The organism is Mucilaginibacter humi (assembly GCF_013087555.1).
In genome coordinates this window covers 24,645-39,171 of the sequence record NZ_JABFCR010000016.1, presented here as the reverse complement: position 1 = coordinate 39,171, position 14,527 = coordinate 24,645, and the positions used below count along the sequence as shown (strand labels likewise).

General features: G+C 41.4%; 20 protein-coding genes and 1 pseudogene. 12 read left to right on the top strand and 9 right to left on the bottom strand.

Going from position 1 to position 14,527, the window contains the following annotated elements:
• The first annotated feature begins 209 nt into the window (after positions 1-209).
• From HK413_RS04980 to HK413_RS04965, 4 genes are all read left to right on the top strand, one after another.
• Positions 210-641 (top strand): hypothetical protein, encoded by a 432-nt coding sequence (locus HK413_RS04980; protein ID WP_175269359.1) that lies wholly within the window; start codon positions 210-212, stop codon positions 639-641.
• Complete coding sequence (locus HK413_RS04975; protein WP_175269358.1) at positions 638-910, top strand: carboxypeptidase-like regulatory domain-containing protein; 273 nt, start codon at positions 638-640, stop codon at positions 908-910. Before HK413_RS04980 ends, HK413_RS04975 begins: the two co-directional genes overlap by 4 nt.
• Positions 911-1,168: 258 nt before the next feature.
• Positions 1,169-2,830: an outer membrane beta-barrel protein gene (locus HK413_RS20765; RefSeq protein WP_175269357.1), complete on the top strand. Its 1,662-nt coding sequence runs from the start codon at positions 1,169-1,171 to the stop codon at positions 2,828-2,830.
• 50 nt (positions 2,831-2,880) lie between these two features.
• A complete protein-coding gene (locus tag HK413_RS04965) occupies positions 2,881-3,480 on the top strand; it encodes a hypothetical protein (RefSeq protein ID WP_217452084.1) in 600 nt (199 codons plus the stop codon).
• A 69-nt stretch (positions 3,481-3,549) separates the two neighbouring features.
• Here the strand turns inward: HK413_RS04965 and HK413_RS04960 are convergent.
• The 6 genes and pseudogenes from HK413_RS04960 to kduI all read right to left on the bottom strand — a co-directional run bounded on the left by HK413_RS04960 (position 3,550) and on the right by kduI (position 8,641).
• A pseudogene (locus HK413_RS04960) lies at positions 3,550-4,697 on the bottom strand (aldose epimerase family protein).
• Between the two features lie 26 nt (positions 4,698-4,723).
• Positions 4,724-5,509: a hypothetical protein gene (locus tag HK413_RS04955; RefSeq protein ID WP_175269355.1), complete on the bottom strand. Its 786-nt coding sequence runs from the start codon at positions 5,507-5,509 to the stop codon at positions 4,724-4,726.
• A gap of 97 nt (positions 5,510-5,606) precedes the next feature.
• The gene (locus tag HK413_RS16800; protein ID WP_246229808.1) at positions 5,607-6,149 is read right to left on the bottom strand and encodes an MFS transporter; all 543 of its coding nucleotides are present in this window, start codon (positions 6,147-6,149) and stop codon (positions 5,607-5,609) included.
• The gene (locus tag HK413_RS16795; RefSeq protein WP_246229806.1) at positions 6,128-6,877 is read right to left on the bottom strand and encodes an MFS transporter; all 750 of its coding nucleotides are present in this window, start codon (positions 6,875-6,877) and stop codon (positions 6,128-6,130) included. The genes HK413_RS16800 and HK413_RS16795 overlap by 22 nt, the downstream gene beginning before the upstream one ends.
• 99 nt (positions 6,878-6,976) lie before the next feature.
• Positions 6,977-7,795: an SDR family oxidoreductase gene (locus HK413_RS04945; protein WP_175269354.1), complete on the bottom strand. Its 819-nt coding sequence runs from the start codon at positions 7,793-7,795 to the stop codon at positions 6,977-6,979.
• A gap of 15 nt (positions 7,796-7,810) precedes the next feature.
• Positions 7,811-8,641, bottom strand: coding sequence for a 5-dehydro-4-deoxy-D-glucuronate isomerase (gene kduI, locus HK413_RS04940; RefSeq protein WP_175269353.1), 831 nt, complete (start codon positions 8,639-8,641; stop codon positions 7,811-7,813).
• A 163-nt stretch (positions 8,642-8,804) separates the two neighbouring features.
• Here kduI and HK413_RS04935 point away from each other — a divergent pair, with 163 nt between their 5' ends.
• Positions 8,805-9,413, top strand: coding sequence for a YhcH/YjgK/YiaL family protein (locus tag HK413_RS04935; protein ID WP_175269352.1), 609 nt, complete (start codon positions 8,805-8,807; stop codon positions 9,411-9,413).
• 3 nt (positions 9,414-9,416) lie between these two features.
• On the opposite strand, the gene HK413_RS04930 is transcribed toward HK413_RS04935, so the two are convergent.
• Positions 9,417-9,800, bottom strand: coding sequence for a DUF3037 domain-containing protein (locus HK413_RS04930; protein WP_175269351.1), 384 nt, complete (start codon positions 9,798-9,800; stop codon positions 9,417-9,419).
• Positions 9,778-10,554, bottom strand: a complete 777-nt coding sequence (locus tag HK413_RS04925) for a HipA family kinase (RefSeq protein ID WP_175269350.1) — start codon at positions 10,552-10,554, stop codon at positions 9,778-9,780. Before HK413_RS04925 ends, HK413_RS04930 begins: the two co-directional genes overlap by 23 nt.
• 377 nt (positions 10,555-10,931) lie before the next feature.
• Here HK413_RS04925 and HK413_RS04920 point away from each other — a divergent pair, with 377 nt between their 5' ends.
• From HK413_RS04920 to HK413_RS14895, 7 genes are all read left to right on the top strand, one after another.
• Positions 10,932-11,150, top strand: coding sequence for a hypothetical protein (locus HK413_RS04920; RefSeq protein WP_175269349.1), 219 nt, complete (start codon positions 10,932-10,934; stop codon positions 11,148-11,150).
• A 131-nt stretch (positions 11,151-11,281) separates the two neighbouring features.
• On the top strand, positions 11,282-11,515 hold the full coding sequence (locus tag HK413_RS04915; protein WP_175269348.1) for a hypothetical protein: 234 nt from the start codon (positions 11,282-11,284) through the stop codon (positions 11,513-11,515).
• 45 nt (positions 11,516-11,560) lie between these two features.
• A complete protein-coding gene (locus tag HK413_RS04910) occupies positions 11,561-12,268 on the top strand; it encodes a DNA alkylation repair protein (protein ID WP_175269347.1) in 708 nt (235 codons plus the stop codon).
• Positions 12,262-12,594 (top strand): hypothetical protein, encoded by a 333-nt coding sequence (locus HK413_RS04905; protein ID WP_175269346.1) that lies wholly within the window; start codon positions 12,262-12,264, stop codon positions 12,592-12,594. The genes HK413_RS04910 and HK413_RS04905 overlap by 7 nt, the downstream gene beginning before the upstream one ends.
• 4 nt (positions 12,595-12,598) lie before the next feature.
• Positions 12,599-12,787: a GNAT family N-acetyltransferase gene (locus HK413_RS04900; protein WP_175269345.1), complete on the top strand. Its 189-nt coding sequence runs from the start codon at positions 12,599-12,601 to the stop codon at positions 12,785-12,787.
• Between the two features lie 95 nt (positions 12,788-12,882).
• Entirely contained in the window at positions 12,883-13,110 is a 228-nt protein-coding gene (locus HK413_RS14900; RefSeq protein WP_217452083.1) for a hypothetical protein, read from the top strand.
• Between the two features lie 20 nt (positions 13,111-13,130).
• Complete coding sequence (locus HK413_RS14895) at positions 13,131-13,574, top strand: GDSL-type esterase/lipase family protein (RefSeq protein WP_217452082.1); 444 nt, start codon at positions 13,131-13,133, stop codon at positions 13,572-13,574.
• Between the two features lie 56 nt (positions 13,575-13,630).
• Here HK413_RS14895 and HK413_RS04890 read toward each other — a convergent pair whose 3' ends face one another.
• Positions 13,631-14,467 carry a glycerophosphodiester phosphodiesterase family protein gene (locus HK413_RS04890; RefSeq protein ID WP_175269344.1) on the bottom strand — a complete coding sequence of 279 codons (837 nt, stop codon included), beginning with the start codon at positions 14,465-14,467 and terminating at the stop codon, positions 13,631-13,633.
• Positions 14,468-14,527: the final 60 nt, after the last annotated feature.

Genomic DNA, 14,527 nt, shown 5'->3' with positions numbered 1-14,527 from the left:
TCGGGCGATGCAACCAACAGTGCAAAAATTGCAGCAGGTGGCATAACCTTAAATATAAATACTGCTGATAAAAAAGTGAAAAGGATGCATTTAGCGTAACCTACCCAGTTGTTAACCGTAGCGGACGCGGTGGCGGTGGCAGAAGAGGCGGGTTTGGCATTGGTGGCAACCGGAACAACACCAACCTATCAGATTCGGCAATTAAAGCGATGACTGAAGAGGCGCATAAACAATTTATAGCGGCAGCCAAAGAAATTAAAGTATTAGGCTTTAAAGAAATCACAGATACCTTAATATCTATTTACAACGAATATAGCATCAAAGCCCTTGTTGGGTATGATGAGCAAGGAATGATGACCTGCGAAATGGCTATCCCGCTTAAAGCTTTAGGCCTGTCGGCTGCCGACCCAAAAGAATTTGCTTACCAGATAATGCTTAACGGCATACCTGCCCCTACCGGTGGTGGATTTGGTGGCGGCGGCCGTGGAGGACGTGGCGGTGGAAATCGCGGCGGTGGTGGACGCGGAACTAATATTGATTTTCAGGACCTTATAGCGCCTACAGATTTTTGGGCTAAATATACTTTAGCTAAAAATAACATGCCCCTTAATACCCTTAAAAATACCTACACTCTAATATGAAAAAACTTTTATTTGCTATATTATTAATATCTCTAACCCTTAAACTGTCGGCTCAACAAAAACCCGTGCCTTTAGTACAACCGCCGTTGCCATTTCGCGAAGTAAGTGGTATTGTTAAAGACGACAAAGGCGAAACTGTTATAGGTGCATTAGTAACGTTAAAATCTACTGTTGATACCATCAGAACGGCTACTAACGAGGATGGCATTTTCGTAATAAAGAATGTAAAAAAGCAGTTTTTAACGTCACCGTTACTTACCTTGATCTGAACCTTTTATTAAAAAGTATTTAAATAACGACCAGTCAAAAAAATTATTTTAGAGCCCATTACTTTAAAACCTGCCACTAATCAACTTAACGAGGTTACTATTAACGGTACGCCCAGCGTAACGTATAAAACGGATACGGTTGAATATCGTGCAGCTGATTATAAAGTACGTGCCAACGCTACGCTTGATGAACTGATCAAAAAATGGAAGGCATGGAAGTTGGTACTGACGGTTCATTAGTTCACCAGTGGCGAAAACGTGGTACAAGCTAAGTTAAACGGTAAAACTTTTAACAGCGGTAGTGTGGCTCAAGCATTAAAAACCCTACCTGCAGACATTGTTGAGAAAATACAAATAGTAGACGACTATGGCGATCAGGCCGCACGTACCGGGATTAAAACAGGTTTGCCGCAAAAGGTGCTAAACATTACCACCAAGCCAGATCGTTCTGTTGGTACACAAGGGCGCCTTGTTGCACAAGCCGGTAATAACGACCGTTATAACTTTGGTTTATCCGGAACGCGAATTAATGCAAACCAGGTTTTTAGCGTTAACGGTAATATCAAGAACACGGTTGATGGTATTGGTGGTGGCAATCCGGGTACAACTATGTCTGGTAGGCCAGAAATAGGTTATACCGATCAGTGGAGTAAAAAAGTAGAGGTAAACAGCCATTTAGCGTACGATTTTAGCAATAACAACTCCATAAACCACCAATGGGGTAATGATCCAACGACTTTGGGTGTAAGATATTTTGATGAGCAAGGTAGCGCCAATAATAGCAGCCGGGGATATAATGGCCATTTCCAAATAAAAATGGACTTGGATAGCGCGAAGAATAACTTTTTGCAGATTACACCATCATTTAGTAAGTCACATTCAAATAATGCAAGGACATTCGGTCGGGACCAAACAGACGATTTCAGAGACACTTTAGGAAACTCACTATTTCAGCACCAGATAAGCAATGGTTCCAGTTCTACTTATAACGAAAATAACAGCTATAACCTTAATGTTTTCTTCCTGCATAAGTTTATGAAACCTAAGCGCAACATATCTTCGTCGTTCAATTTCTCAAACTCAACCTCAAAGGCAAATGGAGGCTCGAACAGATTGTATAAATTTTATGCTGACAGCACCCGAAATAATTTCATACGCGACTCGACAATAAATGTGTTAACTGAAAGAAATAATCATAACAGGTCATACTCGGGGAGGGTCACTTATACTGAACCATTAGGAGAATTGTCATTATTGGATTTCACGGCAGACTTAAACAAATCTGATAACAATGCCGAGGCATTGCAATATGAGATAGACCCCATAACCAAACAATTGGCTTTACGCAACGATTTGAGTAATGTTTACGGTTTCACCACCACCCAGGGACGTTATACAGGTAACTACCGTTACGATGGTAAAAAAGTAACCTTATCATTGGGGGTAACAGCTATTGAGTATAACTTGTCAGGTACTAAACTTAACGTTACCACCGGGCAAAATGAAGCATCTTCCCGATCTACGTTTAGAGTGGTACCTGCGTTTCGTTTCGCTTATCAATGGACGAGAACACAACGCTTTCAATTAAACTATAATGGAGGAAACGTCGATCCACAGTTCCAGCAAATACAACCATTTACAGACCGGTCAAATCCTAACAATATAGTTGTGGGTAATCCGGATCTTAACCCCGGTTTTAATCATTCTATAAATTCTAATTACAATAATTATATAGCTAACTCCGTGTTTAATGTATCACTTAGCGCTTATGCTAACTTCTACGATAATAAAATAACTACAAACAACATCAACATTCGTGTAACAACCCCTGCTGTCCCTGCCGTTCCGCCGTCAGGTACTGATCCCGGCTCGCCTGCAAAACCAGCAGTGACCAGAACATCAACCAAACAAATTTTATAAACCCGGGCGGTTCGCACTCCTATGGTGGTGGTTACAGTTTCTCAAAACAGTTGGATGACCGCCGTTACAATATCTCATTAAACGGGGGTATTAATTACGCTTATAATACTGCTATGAGCAATAACATATTATACCACACCACCAGGTGGAATTTTGACACTCGTTTTGGGCCGCGTATAAACCCTAATGATAATATTGAGGTAAATCCTTACATCGGCTACAATTTAACCAGGTCTTTCGCTACTTCACGTTCGGCAATAGCATCACAATATACAACCACCAGTTTGGCTATTAATGGTAAAATGTATTTTTTGAAAACGTATCAGATAAACTACAACGCTTCTAAGAACTTTGTTTCGGGCATAGTAGGCGCAACTAATCCATTCATCGTAAATATGGGCTTCCAGAAAGAGTTTTTGGAGAAAAGAAATCTTGTGGTAACGTTTGATGTGTATGACTTACTTTATCAAAACAGCTTTATCCGCAGGGATGTTGCAGAGGATGGTGGTATAACTAATACGCTTTCAAACACATCAAGCAGGTACTTTATGGTTGGTGTGCGCCTTAACCTTCAAAAATGGAGCGGCAGGCCACAACGTAACGGTAAAAACATGCAGCGGAGAGGCGACGGTAGCTTCATCTACAACTAACACATAAAACATAATAATAAGAAAGCCTTGCTAATATTAGCAAGGCTTTCTTATTATTGAATAATCCTACTATTTTTTTATCTGAGAGAATTTATAATATGATGATGTTTTATAAGTCTCGCCCGGTTTTAAAGTTGTTGTAGGGAACGATGGTTGATTTGGTGAATCAGGGAAGTGTTGGGTTTCCATAGCAAACGCAGTTCTGAAATCATCTTTGCTACCACCTTTAAAAGTATTTTTGCTTTGCATAAAGTTACCGCTGTAAAATTGCAAACCCGGCTCCCGGGTATAGATATCCATTACTACACCGCTTTTATCGCCAATAACGGTTGCAGCGTGATTAAACTTACCGGCACCTGCACTTTTTAGTACATAATTATGGTCATAACCAGAACCGTTTTTAAGTTGCTCGTTTTTAACATTGATACGTGCGCCAATGGTAGTGGGCTTATTAAAATCAAATGGCGTACCTGCAACCGGTTCTAATTTTCCTGTCGGTATCAAAGTAGAATCAACCGGTGTGTATTTATCTGCATTGATCTGTACAATATGATTAAGGATGGTACCACTACCTTCGCCGTTTAAATTAAAGAACGCGTGGTTGGTAAGGTTCATTACTGTAGTTTTATCGGTAGTAGCCTCGTAATCCATATGCAGTTCATTATCGTCATTCAGGGTATAAGTAACCTTAACCTTAGCATTGCCGGGAAACCACCTTCCATATCTTTTGACAGGTACGTTAATTCTAATCCATTATCGCCTTTTTGTACAGCATCAAACATTACATATTGAAAGCCTGCTTTACCACCATGCAACGTATTAGGGCCATTATTAATGGTGAGGGTAACCTGTTTACCATCTAACATAAATTTGCCTTTAGCAATGCGGTTACCATAACGGCCTATAGTTGCGCCAAAATATGGTTCGGTAGATTTTTTATATTCTTCGGCAGATTTAAAGCCTACTACAACATCTGTTAAAGTATCTTTTAAACCTGGTACAAATAAGCTTACCAAACGGCCTCCGTAATTGGTAAAGATCGCTTTTAAGCCGTTTTTATTTTTTAGCACATAGAATTTAGCGGCTTTAAGGCTCGTGTCAGCAGTGGCCACAGAATCAGTTTTAGCACTATCGGTTGTGGTAATTGTTGTTGATGAATGACAAGCTGCCAATAAAAGCAATGCGGGCAGTGCACCGGTGATAAATTTTAATTTCATGTTTTTAATTTAAGTTTATGTATTGGTTATCTTTTTACTTGATTTTTCAGCCATTGGGTCAGGTCCATAGCGGCCATATCGTTCTGATAAATAGCCGGCAACCTGCCGTTTACGTACTCATTATATAGCCATGGATCGCCAACGGCAAATACGATACCTTTGCCATATTTGGTAATTGCGGCAATTACCGATGCACCATCGGCTGATTTTATTACTGCTTTAGCATCGGGATTATTTAAGCTGATGCTGCTTACATCCTTTAAAAATACTTTGGGACTTGATGGAAAAATCTTTTTGTCAACCCATGATGCTTCGCCATCTTTAAAATGTTTATCATCAATTACATGGTTGGGGAGGTCATTATTAAAATGCAGGCCAAACTTCGCGGCCAGTATATTAAAGTGTGGTAGCTCAACATTGGCGCTATCATTAGCCATCATTACCAATACCCCACCTGCCTTTACCCAAAGGGCTATTTGTGCTGCGTCGTTTTCGTTTATATAATTTGGATTGGAAGTTTCTTTTTTTGTATCAGGATCAACAATAATATAGACACTGCTGTTGCGCAGTTTGGCTAAGGTAGGCGCTTCGCCCAAGGTATCAAGGCTAAAACCGCTGTCTTTAAACCAACCACCCCATTTACTGAAGCCGCTATCCTTTTCATCGTTCCATAAATAATGGAAGCGCTCGGTTCCCGTTTTGGTTTTACGTGTTTCGTGGTTAAAATAAGTATCAAGCGTTACTGTTTGCGCGTAACTATAAGGCACCATTTTAAATACAATAACAAATGCGCAAACAAGAAATCTGTTCATAGTAAATTGGTAGTTGTTACGATTGGCTTATAAACTGGCATAGCGCCGTTGGCGCTATACTGTAAAGTTAATTAAAAATGTTAGAAACCTAATTTTGTTAATTTAATTCTACGGCTTTCATTTTCCTGGTAAGCAAATGCATGATAAACCATGCCAATAGATATGCACTACCACAAACGAAGAACATTATATAGTAAGCAACTTCAATTTTATCTATCCCTTTTGGCCCGTAATAAGCAAATAGCTTCTTCTGAACCAGCCATGAAAATAACACACCTCCTAAAGCTCCAAACATACCGCCGATACCGGTAACAGAACCAACAGAGTTTTTCGGGAACATATCAGACACCGTAGTGAAAATATTAGCGCTCCATGCCTGGTGTGCAGACGCCGCTATACCTATTACAATAACCGCATACCACATATTAATACCACCGGCTATTTGTACAAATACTATCGGTATAACACATAAGGCGTAAATAAACATGGATGTTTTACGTGCTTTAAAAACCGGCCAGTTGTTTTTAATCAAATTCATTGGTAACCAGCCGCCATAAACACTACCAAAAGTAGCTATGGTATAAACTGCCGCTACAGGCAAGGCAATACCTGTGCCTTTTAATCCATATTGGCGTTCCAAAAATCGGGCAACCAAAACAGGTAAAACCACCATATTGGATCGGTGAGGAATTTACCGATAATAAATGCCCAAGTTTGACGGTACTGAAGCAGCTTACCCCACGATATTCTCTTTTGTTCAACAACGGGGATATCCTCAGCAGCGTCGTCGCTGTTAATATAATCTAATTCGTCTTTGCTTATAAATTTGTGTTTTGCCGGGCTTTGATAAAAAATATACCAAAAAACCAACCAGATAAATCCTGTAGCACCGGTAATAATAAATGCCCACTTCCATCCCCGGGCAGCTGCTATAAATGGAACAGTTAAAGGCGCAACTATGGCCCCTATGTTAGTACCCGAGTTAAATATACCTGTGGCAAAGGCTCTTTCTTTTTTGGGGAACCACTCTGCTGTAGCTTTTATGGCTGCCGGAAAGTTACCGCCCTCACTTATACCTAAAGCCGATCGGACACCAATAAATCCTAACGTACCGGTTACAAATGCATGTGCTACTGCGGATAAACTCCAGAATAAGGTTGCAAGAAAATAACCTGCCTTTGAGCCCACTTTATCAATAACCCTACCAGCGCCTAAAAGCCCTAACGCGTAAGCAATTTTAAAAGCGATCTCGATGTTTGAATAATCGCCATCGCTCCATTTAAATTCGTCAGAAAGGTTTGATTTTAACAGGCTTATTACAGCCCTGTCCGGGTAATTAATAGTAGTGGCAAAAAAATGAGCGAGCATATCACCCACCGATAGTTTCCCTTAGGCGTTTCTTTCATAATTGGTTATAAGGCCGGATTAGCCGGGTACAATATAGGATATAAAATTAATTACTGGTACTTATACACCACTAAAAACAGAAAATCCACCATCAACGCAAATCATTGAGCCGGTTACAAATGCAGATGCATCGCTTAGCAACCATACCAACGCACCGATCAACTCGTCGGGGTTACCAAAACGTTTAAATGGCGTGTTGCGGATAACGCGTTCTCCCCTGTCCGTATATCCCCCATCAGGCTTGGTTAACAGGTTACGGTTCTGTTCAGTCAGGAAAAAGCCGGGTGCCAACGCATTCATACGGATGGCATCGCCATAACGGTTAGCTAATTCAACCGCAAACCATTGGTTATAGCAATCCATAGCTGCCTTACCCATGTTATAGCCCAACACGCGCGTTACGGCGCTCTTGGAGTTCATGGATGATATATTTACTATACTGCCTTTACCTGCAGTTTTAACAATAGCTTCACCAAATATTTGTGTAGGGATAACTGTTCCCCAGAGATTAAGATCGGCCACTTTTTTCATCCCTGCCAGGTTCATGCTAAAAATATCCTGATCTGGTAATAAAACACCTTCGGGCATATTGCCGCCCGCCGCGTTTACCAGGCCATCAATACGGCCATAGGTGGCTAACACTTTATCTTTTGCTGCCACTAACGCTGCTTCATCTAACGCGTCGGCTATAAGCGCTATGGCTTGGCCGCCGTTTGCATTAATTGCGGCCGCCCTTTCTTCGGCAACCTGTTGATTACGACCAAGTATACCTACTGTACCGCCGGCATCAGCTATACCTTCTACAAATGCTTTGCCTAATATGCCTGTGCCGCCTGTAACTACAATTACTTTACCTTTTAACGAGAATTTATTTTCCACTTTGTATCTGTTTATCTATTTAATGTCTGTGATGTTTAAAACGTCCATATCGGTATAATCAAGATTCTCGCCTGCCATACCCCATATAAAACTATAGCTGGCCGTACCGCTGCCAGAATGTATGCTCCATGGTGGTGATACCACTGCTTCATGGTTGCCTATGATAATATGGCGGGTTTCCTGTCCTTCGCCCATATAATGAAATACCCGCTGCCCTTCCGGTACATCAAAATAGAAATAGGCCTCCATTCGCCGGTCGTGCACATGTGCAGGCATGGTGTTCCATACGCTGCCATCGCTTAAAATTGTTAGTCCCATAACCAACTGGCAGCTTTGAATGCCCTCAGCATGGATGTATTTATTAATAGTCCGGCGATTAGCAGTTGATGCATCCCCTGCATTTACCTTTACAGCCTTATCGTTAGTTAATAAAGTGGTTGGATAATTAGTATGGGCCGGGCATGACAGCAGGTAAAACACAGCAGGTTTCGCGCTGTCCCTGCTTGAAAATTTTATGCTTTTTATGCCTTTACCAATATACAGGCAGTCCAGTTTGTTTACCGTATAGGTTTGGCCATCGGCTATAACTTCACCATCCCCGGCTACGTTGATGATACCGATCTCGCGGCGTTGCAGAAAGTAGTCGGCTTTTAGGTTGGGATAATTTTCCAGCTCCAGCTGTTTGTTAACCGGGTTGGCAGCACCCACGATCATACGGTCATAGTGTGTGTAAACACAATTAACTTCATCGGGCTTTACTATTCCATCCAACAAAAAGCGTTCGCGGATAGCTGCGGTTTGATAAGACTTAAAGTCTTCGGGATGGACGCTATAGATAGATTTCAATACAATTTAGATTTTGGTTACGAATAGCAATTTTACAATTTATCAATCAATTACAAGCTATCGCGATTATATTTTTATGCAATCGATGCAGAATTAAGCAAATACTTGTATTATTGAATATTAAACCGGTTACCCTATCTTTCAAGGGCACTAAATTATCATCATGAACAAAGTATCTGTTTATAAAATTGCCTTTTTGGCTATTATATGTTTTATCAGTACGGCTGCATCTGCCCAAATGAGCGAGAGCGACGCCAAAGCCTGGGTTAAAAATGGCGAATGGCGCAATGGCCTGACGCTAAACATGTACGCCGGCCTTAATAACGCCGAATTTGCAAAGCAATATAAAGCTAACCAGGCCTATTGGGATAAAGCATTTGCTTTTTTAAGGACGACGCAATTAGATACGCTATCCGTCGGGAAACATGTAATAGATGGCGATAACGTATTTGTAACGGTAAGCGAGGGCCCGACAAAGGATTATGATAAAACCGGCTGGGAAGCACACCGCAAGTATCTTGATGTGCACCTGATGATCCGCGGGAAGGAACGCATTGGGGTAATGAACCCTACTACTGCAACTGTAAACAATCCTTACGATGCAGCTAAAGACGTAGCTAATTACGACCCAGCCACCAAGGGTAATTATTATGTTGCAGATCCTAATACCATGCTGATACTCTTTCCGCTGGACTCACATCGCCCAAGCATACATGTTGATGGTTATGATACAGTTAAGAAACTGGTAGTAAAAATTAAGGTAGCCGACTAATATTTACAACACCAGTTGCGCGTGCAGCTTCTCTAATGTTTGCTGCGGATCATCAGTCAGTCCGGGGTGTACTTTGGATGCCTGTACAACCGTACTGCGGGTAGCTGTAAGCCAACGGAAACGCGAGGCTTCGTCCAGTAATGCAATGGGCCCGCCTTCAGCGCTGCCTTTACAGATCTGTTCAAATGCATGCAGATTAGCTTTGATTTGTACAGCTTCGTCAGGATTGGTAAAGCAACAGATCTTAGCTTCGTTAACCGTGATGATGGCTTGCAGGAAGTTAAGTTTCTTGCAGAACAGCACCACCCCTACATTCATAAACTCTTCACGCTCTACCCTTGGTACAACGCGGATTACGGCGTACTCAAAAACGTGTTTCCCTGGCATGGTTTGCTTCTTTTATAAATATATCCGATGCCGCTATCCGCAGCAATAAGAATTGTATGTATACTTCTCTTCGTTCGGCTGCTTCATCAGCCTCTTCGGCCAGCCACTCATCAGGAATTAGCGCTGCTATCTCGCGGATAACCTGTTCATTCAGGATCGCTTTAAACTCCGCATCAACCACTGCTAACTCAGTTGCCCCCATTAACAATACGTGATCCTTCACCTGTACAAACGGGCGCACGGCCTGCTCCTTCCAGTTATCCCATGAATGGTGGAAATACAACGCGGCGCCATGGTCTATCAGCCATAGCTCTTTATGCCATATCAGCATATTAGTGTTACGCGGCGTACGGTCGACATTGGTAAGCAGGCAATCCAGCCATACAATCTGCGAGGCCAGCTTATGATCGGTTTTGGTAACTGCAGGATCAAACGTTATAGCGCCCGACAGGTAATGCAGCGCCAGGTTCATGCCTACACTTGCTTTCAGCAGGTCCCGGATCTCTTCGTCACCTTCGGTACGTCCAAATGCTTCGTCTAAATTTGCGAATACCAGTTCGGGCACTTTAAGGCCCAATACACGGGCCAACTCACCGCCTATCAGCTCGGCTATGAGCGCTTTTACACCCTGTCCTGCTCCGCGAAATTTGAGCACATATAAAAACTCGTCGTCCGCCTCGGCAATAGCAGGTAAAGATCCGCCTTCGCGCAGCGGCGTAACATAACGGGTGACATTTACAGTTCTAAGTTCCATTTGATATCAGGATTTAAAACTAATCATTTATATCAAATAAGCAGGTATTGCACCGAAAGTGATCCACTTTAAAAAGTGGATCTTGTGGATCACACTTTTCTGATAACTACTTCTTAAATAAACATTTATCTTATTGAGCGAATCACCCCGGATCGCATGTAAAGCTTTAGATAATAACATATAAATAATTAAAAATAAGTATTTTATATAGTTTACCGAATTTATTGATTTTTTGCGGTGGATCACAGAAAGTGGATCACACCTAAGAATCTTAAGTATGTGTAGAATTGGATATAATATGATTAAATTTTTAATGTAGCCTTGTAACCTGATTATACGTTTTACATTTGTAAACACACACACCTAACTTTAACTTAATGAAACTTAAACTTACCATTTTAGCGCTTGCGTTGTTTGCCACGCATACTTATTCACAAACAAAAAACACATTAGCTGTAATATATGCGCCGGGTTCGGGCGATGTAAACATCCATGGTGCAATAGGCGATTTTGGTTATCATTCTAAACCTTCAAAGGCATTTGGTTTAGGATATATCAGGCAACTCAAAAGTTTTTTTCTATTGAAACCGGCTTAACCTATTCGCAAAGCGATATTGAAAAAACCTCTTTTCCGTCGGGCACCCTTAATACTTATTACGATAAGGTAAATCTGGTAACCATACCGCTACTGGCTAAGTTTACATTTTTTAAATATCTGTTTGCTGATTTGGGTTTTGATATTGATTTTCAAACCAATTATAAAAGCGGCGTTTCTGTAGCGCCAAAACAATCCGGTGTGGGCCTTGAAGGTGGTGTAGGTGCAAAATACAGTTATAAATCTATCATGGTATTCGTGAGCCCCTATTTCCAATACCATGGAATAGTTAAATTTAACCAACAGGGTTCAAACTTTGAATTGATACACACTGGTGTAAAATTTGGCATGGGGTATAATTTTTAAAACGCCGTTAAGTATTTATCTTTAATTATAATTTAACGGTATTGTATGACGGTAGATGAAATTATGGCCGAGCTAAAAGCCCGCGGCGACGATAAGATCAAAAACATATTGGTGAAGCATGGCGTTAAAGAGCCCTTTTTTGGCGTAAAGGTTGAATATTTAAAACCTATCCAAAAAAAGGTTAAAAAAGACTACCAGCTAGCTAAGGACCTGTACGCTACCGGCAATGCTGATGCCATGTATCTTGCGGGATTGATAGCTGATGATAACCAAATGACCACTGCTGACCTGCAAACCTGGGTTGAACAGGCGTTATCAAACAATATTAGTGAATACACTGTACCTTGGGTGGCTGCAGAGGGTAAGTATGGTTTTGATATGGCTTTAAAATGGATAGACGCAGAACAAACGCATATAGCTGCTGCTGGCTGGGCTACACTGTCCAACCCGGTTGCACTTAAACCGGACGAAGAACTACGCTTAGACAGCCTAAAACAGTTAATAGATCGCGTGGTTAACACTATCCATTCATCGCCAGACAGGGTACGGTCTGCAATGAACATTTTCATTATATCTGCGGGTTCGTATGTTACAGGCTTAGTTGATGACGCCATAGCGGCGGCTAACCAAATAGGTATAGTAACTGTTGACAAGAATGGAACATCATGCAAAGTGCCTGCTGCTGTTGAATATATCGCTAAAGCACACGCAAAAGGAAGCTTAAGCAAAAAGAAAAAAACAGTAAAGTGCTAACAAATATTACTATCACAAGGGTCACTCCTGCCGATCTTAAGATATTACACTACTTAAGCCGCAAAACATTTTTAGATGCGTTTGCTCATTTAAACGACCCTGCGGATATGAATGCTTATTTAAGCGATCATCTTACAGAGCAATCCCTATCCGCAGAAATAAGTAATCCTGAATCTGAATTTTACTTTGCCAAAATTGAGAGTGAGCCTATCGCCTACTTTAAAATAAACACGGGCAATGCCCAAACCGAACTGAGGGAGGCACAAGGCCTTGAAATTGAACGGATCTATGTATTACAGGGATACCCGGGGCAAACAGATTGGTGAGTTTATGATCAATGAAAGTATAAAAATAGCGAAGCAAAGACACAAAACTTATGTATGGCTTGGTGTATGGGAGGGAAACCCGAAGGCTATAAAATTTTATCAAAGACATGGTTTTGTAGTATTTAGCCAGCATCAATTTAAGTTAGGTAATGATATACAAACGGATATCATGATGAAGCTGGAATTGATGTAATAACCAGCGAAATTGATACCGAAGACCACGGTGTAGCAAAATGGTTACTAACCCGGCCATTGCATTTGTGCTGATTTATTATTTAAATTGGCTGCATGAAAATTCAATCAATTTTACTTCCGATGCTTTTTGTAGCGGCAGGTGCATCAGCCCAAAACAAGGATTGGCCAAACATTCACAGGTATGAGCAGGCTAACACCGAAGCGCCTGCACCGCAAAAAGGTGAAAAGCGCGTAGTGTATATGGGCGACTCGATAACCGATTTCTGGATAGGTAATGACGGCGATTTTTTAAAAACAATAATTATTATGATCGCGGTATAAGCGGCCAAACAACCGGGCAGATGCTGGTGCGTTTCCGCGAAGACGTGATCAACCTAAAACCCGATGTGGTAGTTATACTTGCGGGCATTAATGATATTGCCGAAAATAACGGCCCGTCGAAACTGGAAGACGTGATGGGTAACATCATGTCAATGGCCGAACTGGCGAGAGCAAATAAAATTAAAGTTGTATTATCATCCGTTACCCCGGCAGCAGCTTTCCCATGGAGGCCGACTATCGACCCAAAAGAAAAAGTGAAAGCTTTAAATGAAATGATAAAAGCATATTGCGACAAGAACAATTTTATTTACCTGGATTACTTCACCGCAATGGCTGATGAGAACCGTGGATTGCCTGCTAACTTATCAAAAGATGGTGTACACCCTAATTTAGAAGGGTACAAAATAATGGAGCCATTGGCACAGGCTGCTATAGCGAAAGCCTTTAAAACAAAACAATTTTAAAAATAGCAATGCTATAATAACAAAGCCTTGCAGTTGATCTGCCAGGCTTTGTTATTTTATTCTAAATCCTTAAAATAGTTGGGGTAATCGGTAATGATCCCATCGACACCCATACTTTTAAATTTCTTCATTTCAGTTAGGGTGTTTATTGTCCATGGGGCAATCAGCATCCCTTTTTCATGGCATTGTTTTACAATGTCTGCCGTTACAAACGTACCTGCCGGGTTATAAAACATGGGCACAAAACCCAGTTTAGCCACATCTGCCCCAACATTTAAATTTTTATCGCCGGTTAAGTAGCCAAGCGCTATGTCAGGGTTTGTACGGTGTACTACCTGCAACGGACGCATATCAAATGATTGAATAACGAGGCGCTTGCCCAGCTTTTTAGGTTTTAGCACATCCATCACCAGTTTCATGTATGGCTCGGGCGCTGGTTGGTCAAAGCCATCTGTTTTTTCTGCTGATTTGATCTCTACCAGCCAATAAACATCCGGTAATCCTTTGGCTTTTGTATAAGCTTCTACAGCATCTATCATTTCGCCAAGCAGTGGCGCGTAAGTTGGCTTATTTTCCTGCTTCGGATAAGCCGGATTGGTACCAATGATGAAAGACTTTATATCCGCATAATTCATTTGGTAAAAGGTATATTTAGTCCTGTCTGCAGCCGAGATTTTTTTACCATCGGGCATTAAGGTGTACGCCGGGTTGAAAGATTCATCGTGATATACTACAACCTTGCCATCTTTGGTGATATGCACATCCATTTCTACCATATTAGCGCCTACTTCAATACCCTTTATCATGGCTTCTATGGTATTCTCGGGCATTAAGCCGCGTGTACCGCGATGGCCCACTTTAAAAAACGCGGGATAGCTTTTTTTATCAGGCATTGTTTTGAATGAGCTGCATGAAACCGCCAATAATCCCATTAAACATACGCCACTAAGTAA

Coding starts and splice junctions, on each gene's coding strand:
- HK413_RS04930 (WP_175269351.1), bottom strand. CDS start 9,800: ATGCCAGGGAAACACGTTTTTGAGTACGCCGTAATCCGCGTTGTACCA.
- HK413_RS04910 (WP_175269347.1), top strand. CDS start 11,561: ATGACGGTAGATGAAATTATGGCCGAGCTAAAAGCCCGCGGCGACGAT.
- HK413_RS04925 (WP_175269350.1), bottom strand. CDS start 10,554: ATGGAACTTAGAACTGTAAATGTCACCCGTTATGTTACGCCGCTGCGC.
- HK413_RS04935 (WP_175269352.1), top strand. CDS start 8,805: ATGAACAAAGTATCTGTTTATAAAATTGCCTTTTTGGCTATTATATGT.
- HK413_RS04890 (WP_175269344.1), bottom strand. CDS start 14,467: ATGCCTGATAAAAAAAGCTATCCCGCGTTTTTTAAAGTGGGCCATCGC.
- HK413_RS14900 (WP_217452083.1), top strand. CDS start 12,883: ATGAAAATTCAATCAATTTTACTTCCGATGCTTTTTGTAGCGGCAGGT.
- HK413_RS04900 (WP_175269345.1), top strand. CDS start 12,599: ATGATCAATGAAAGTATAAAAATAGCGAAGCAAAGACACAAAACTTAT.
- HK413_RS04975 (WP_175269358.1), top strand. CDS start 638: ATGAAAAAACTTTTATTTGCTATATTATTAATATCTCTAACCCTTAAA.
- HK413_RS16795 (WP_246229806.1), bottom strand. CDS start 6,877: ATGCTCGCTCATTTTTTTGCCACTACTATTAATTACCCGGACAGGGCT.
- HK413_RS04955 (WP_175269355.1), bottom strand. CDS start 5,509: ATGAACAGATTTCTTGTTTGCGCATTTGTTATTGTATTTAAAATGGTG.
- HK413_RS14895 (WP_217452082.1), top strand. CDS start 13,131: ATGCTGGTGCGTTTCCGCGAAGACGTGATCAACCTAAAACCCGATGTG.
- HK413_RS04980 (WP_175269359.1), top strand. CDS start 210: ATGACTGAAGAGGCGCATAAACAATTTATAGCGGCAGCCAAAGAAATT.
- HK413_RS04920 (WP_175269349.1), top strand. CDS start 10,932: ATGAAACTTAAACTTACCATTTTAGCGCTTGCGTTGTTTGCCACGCAT.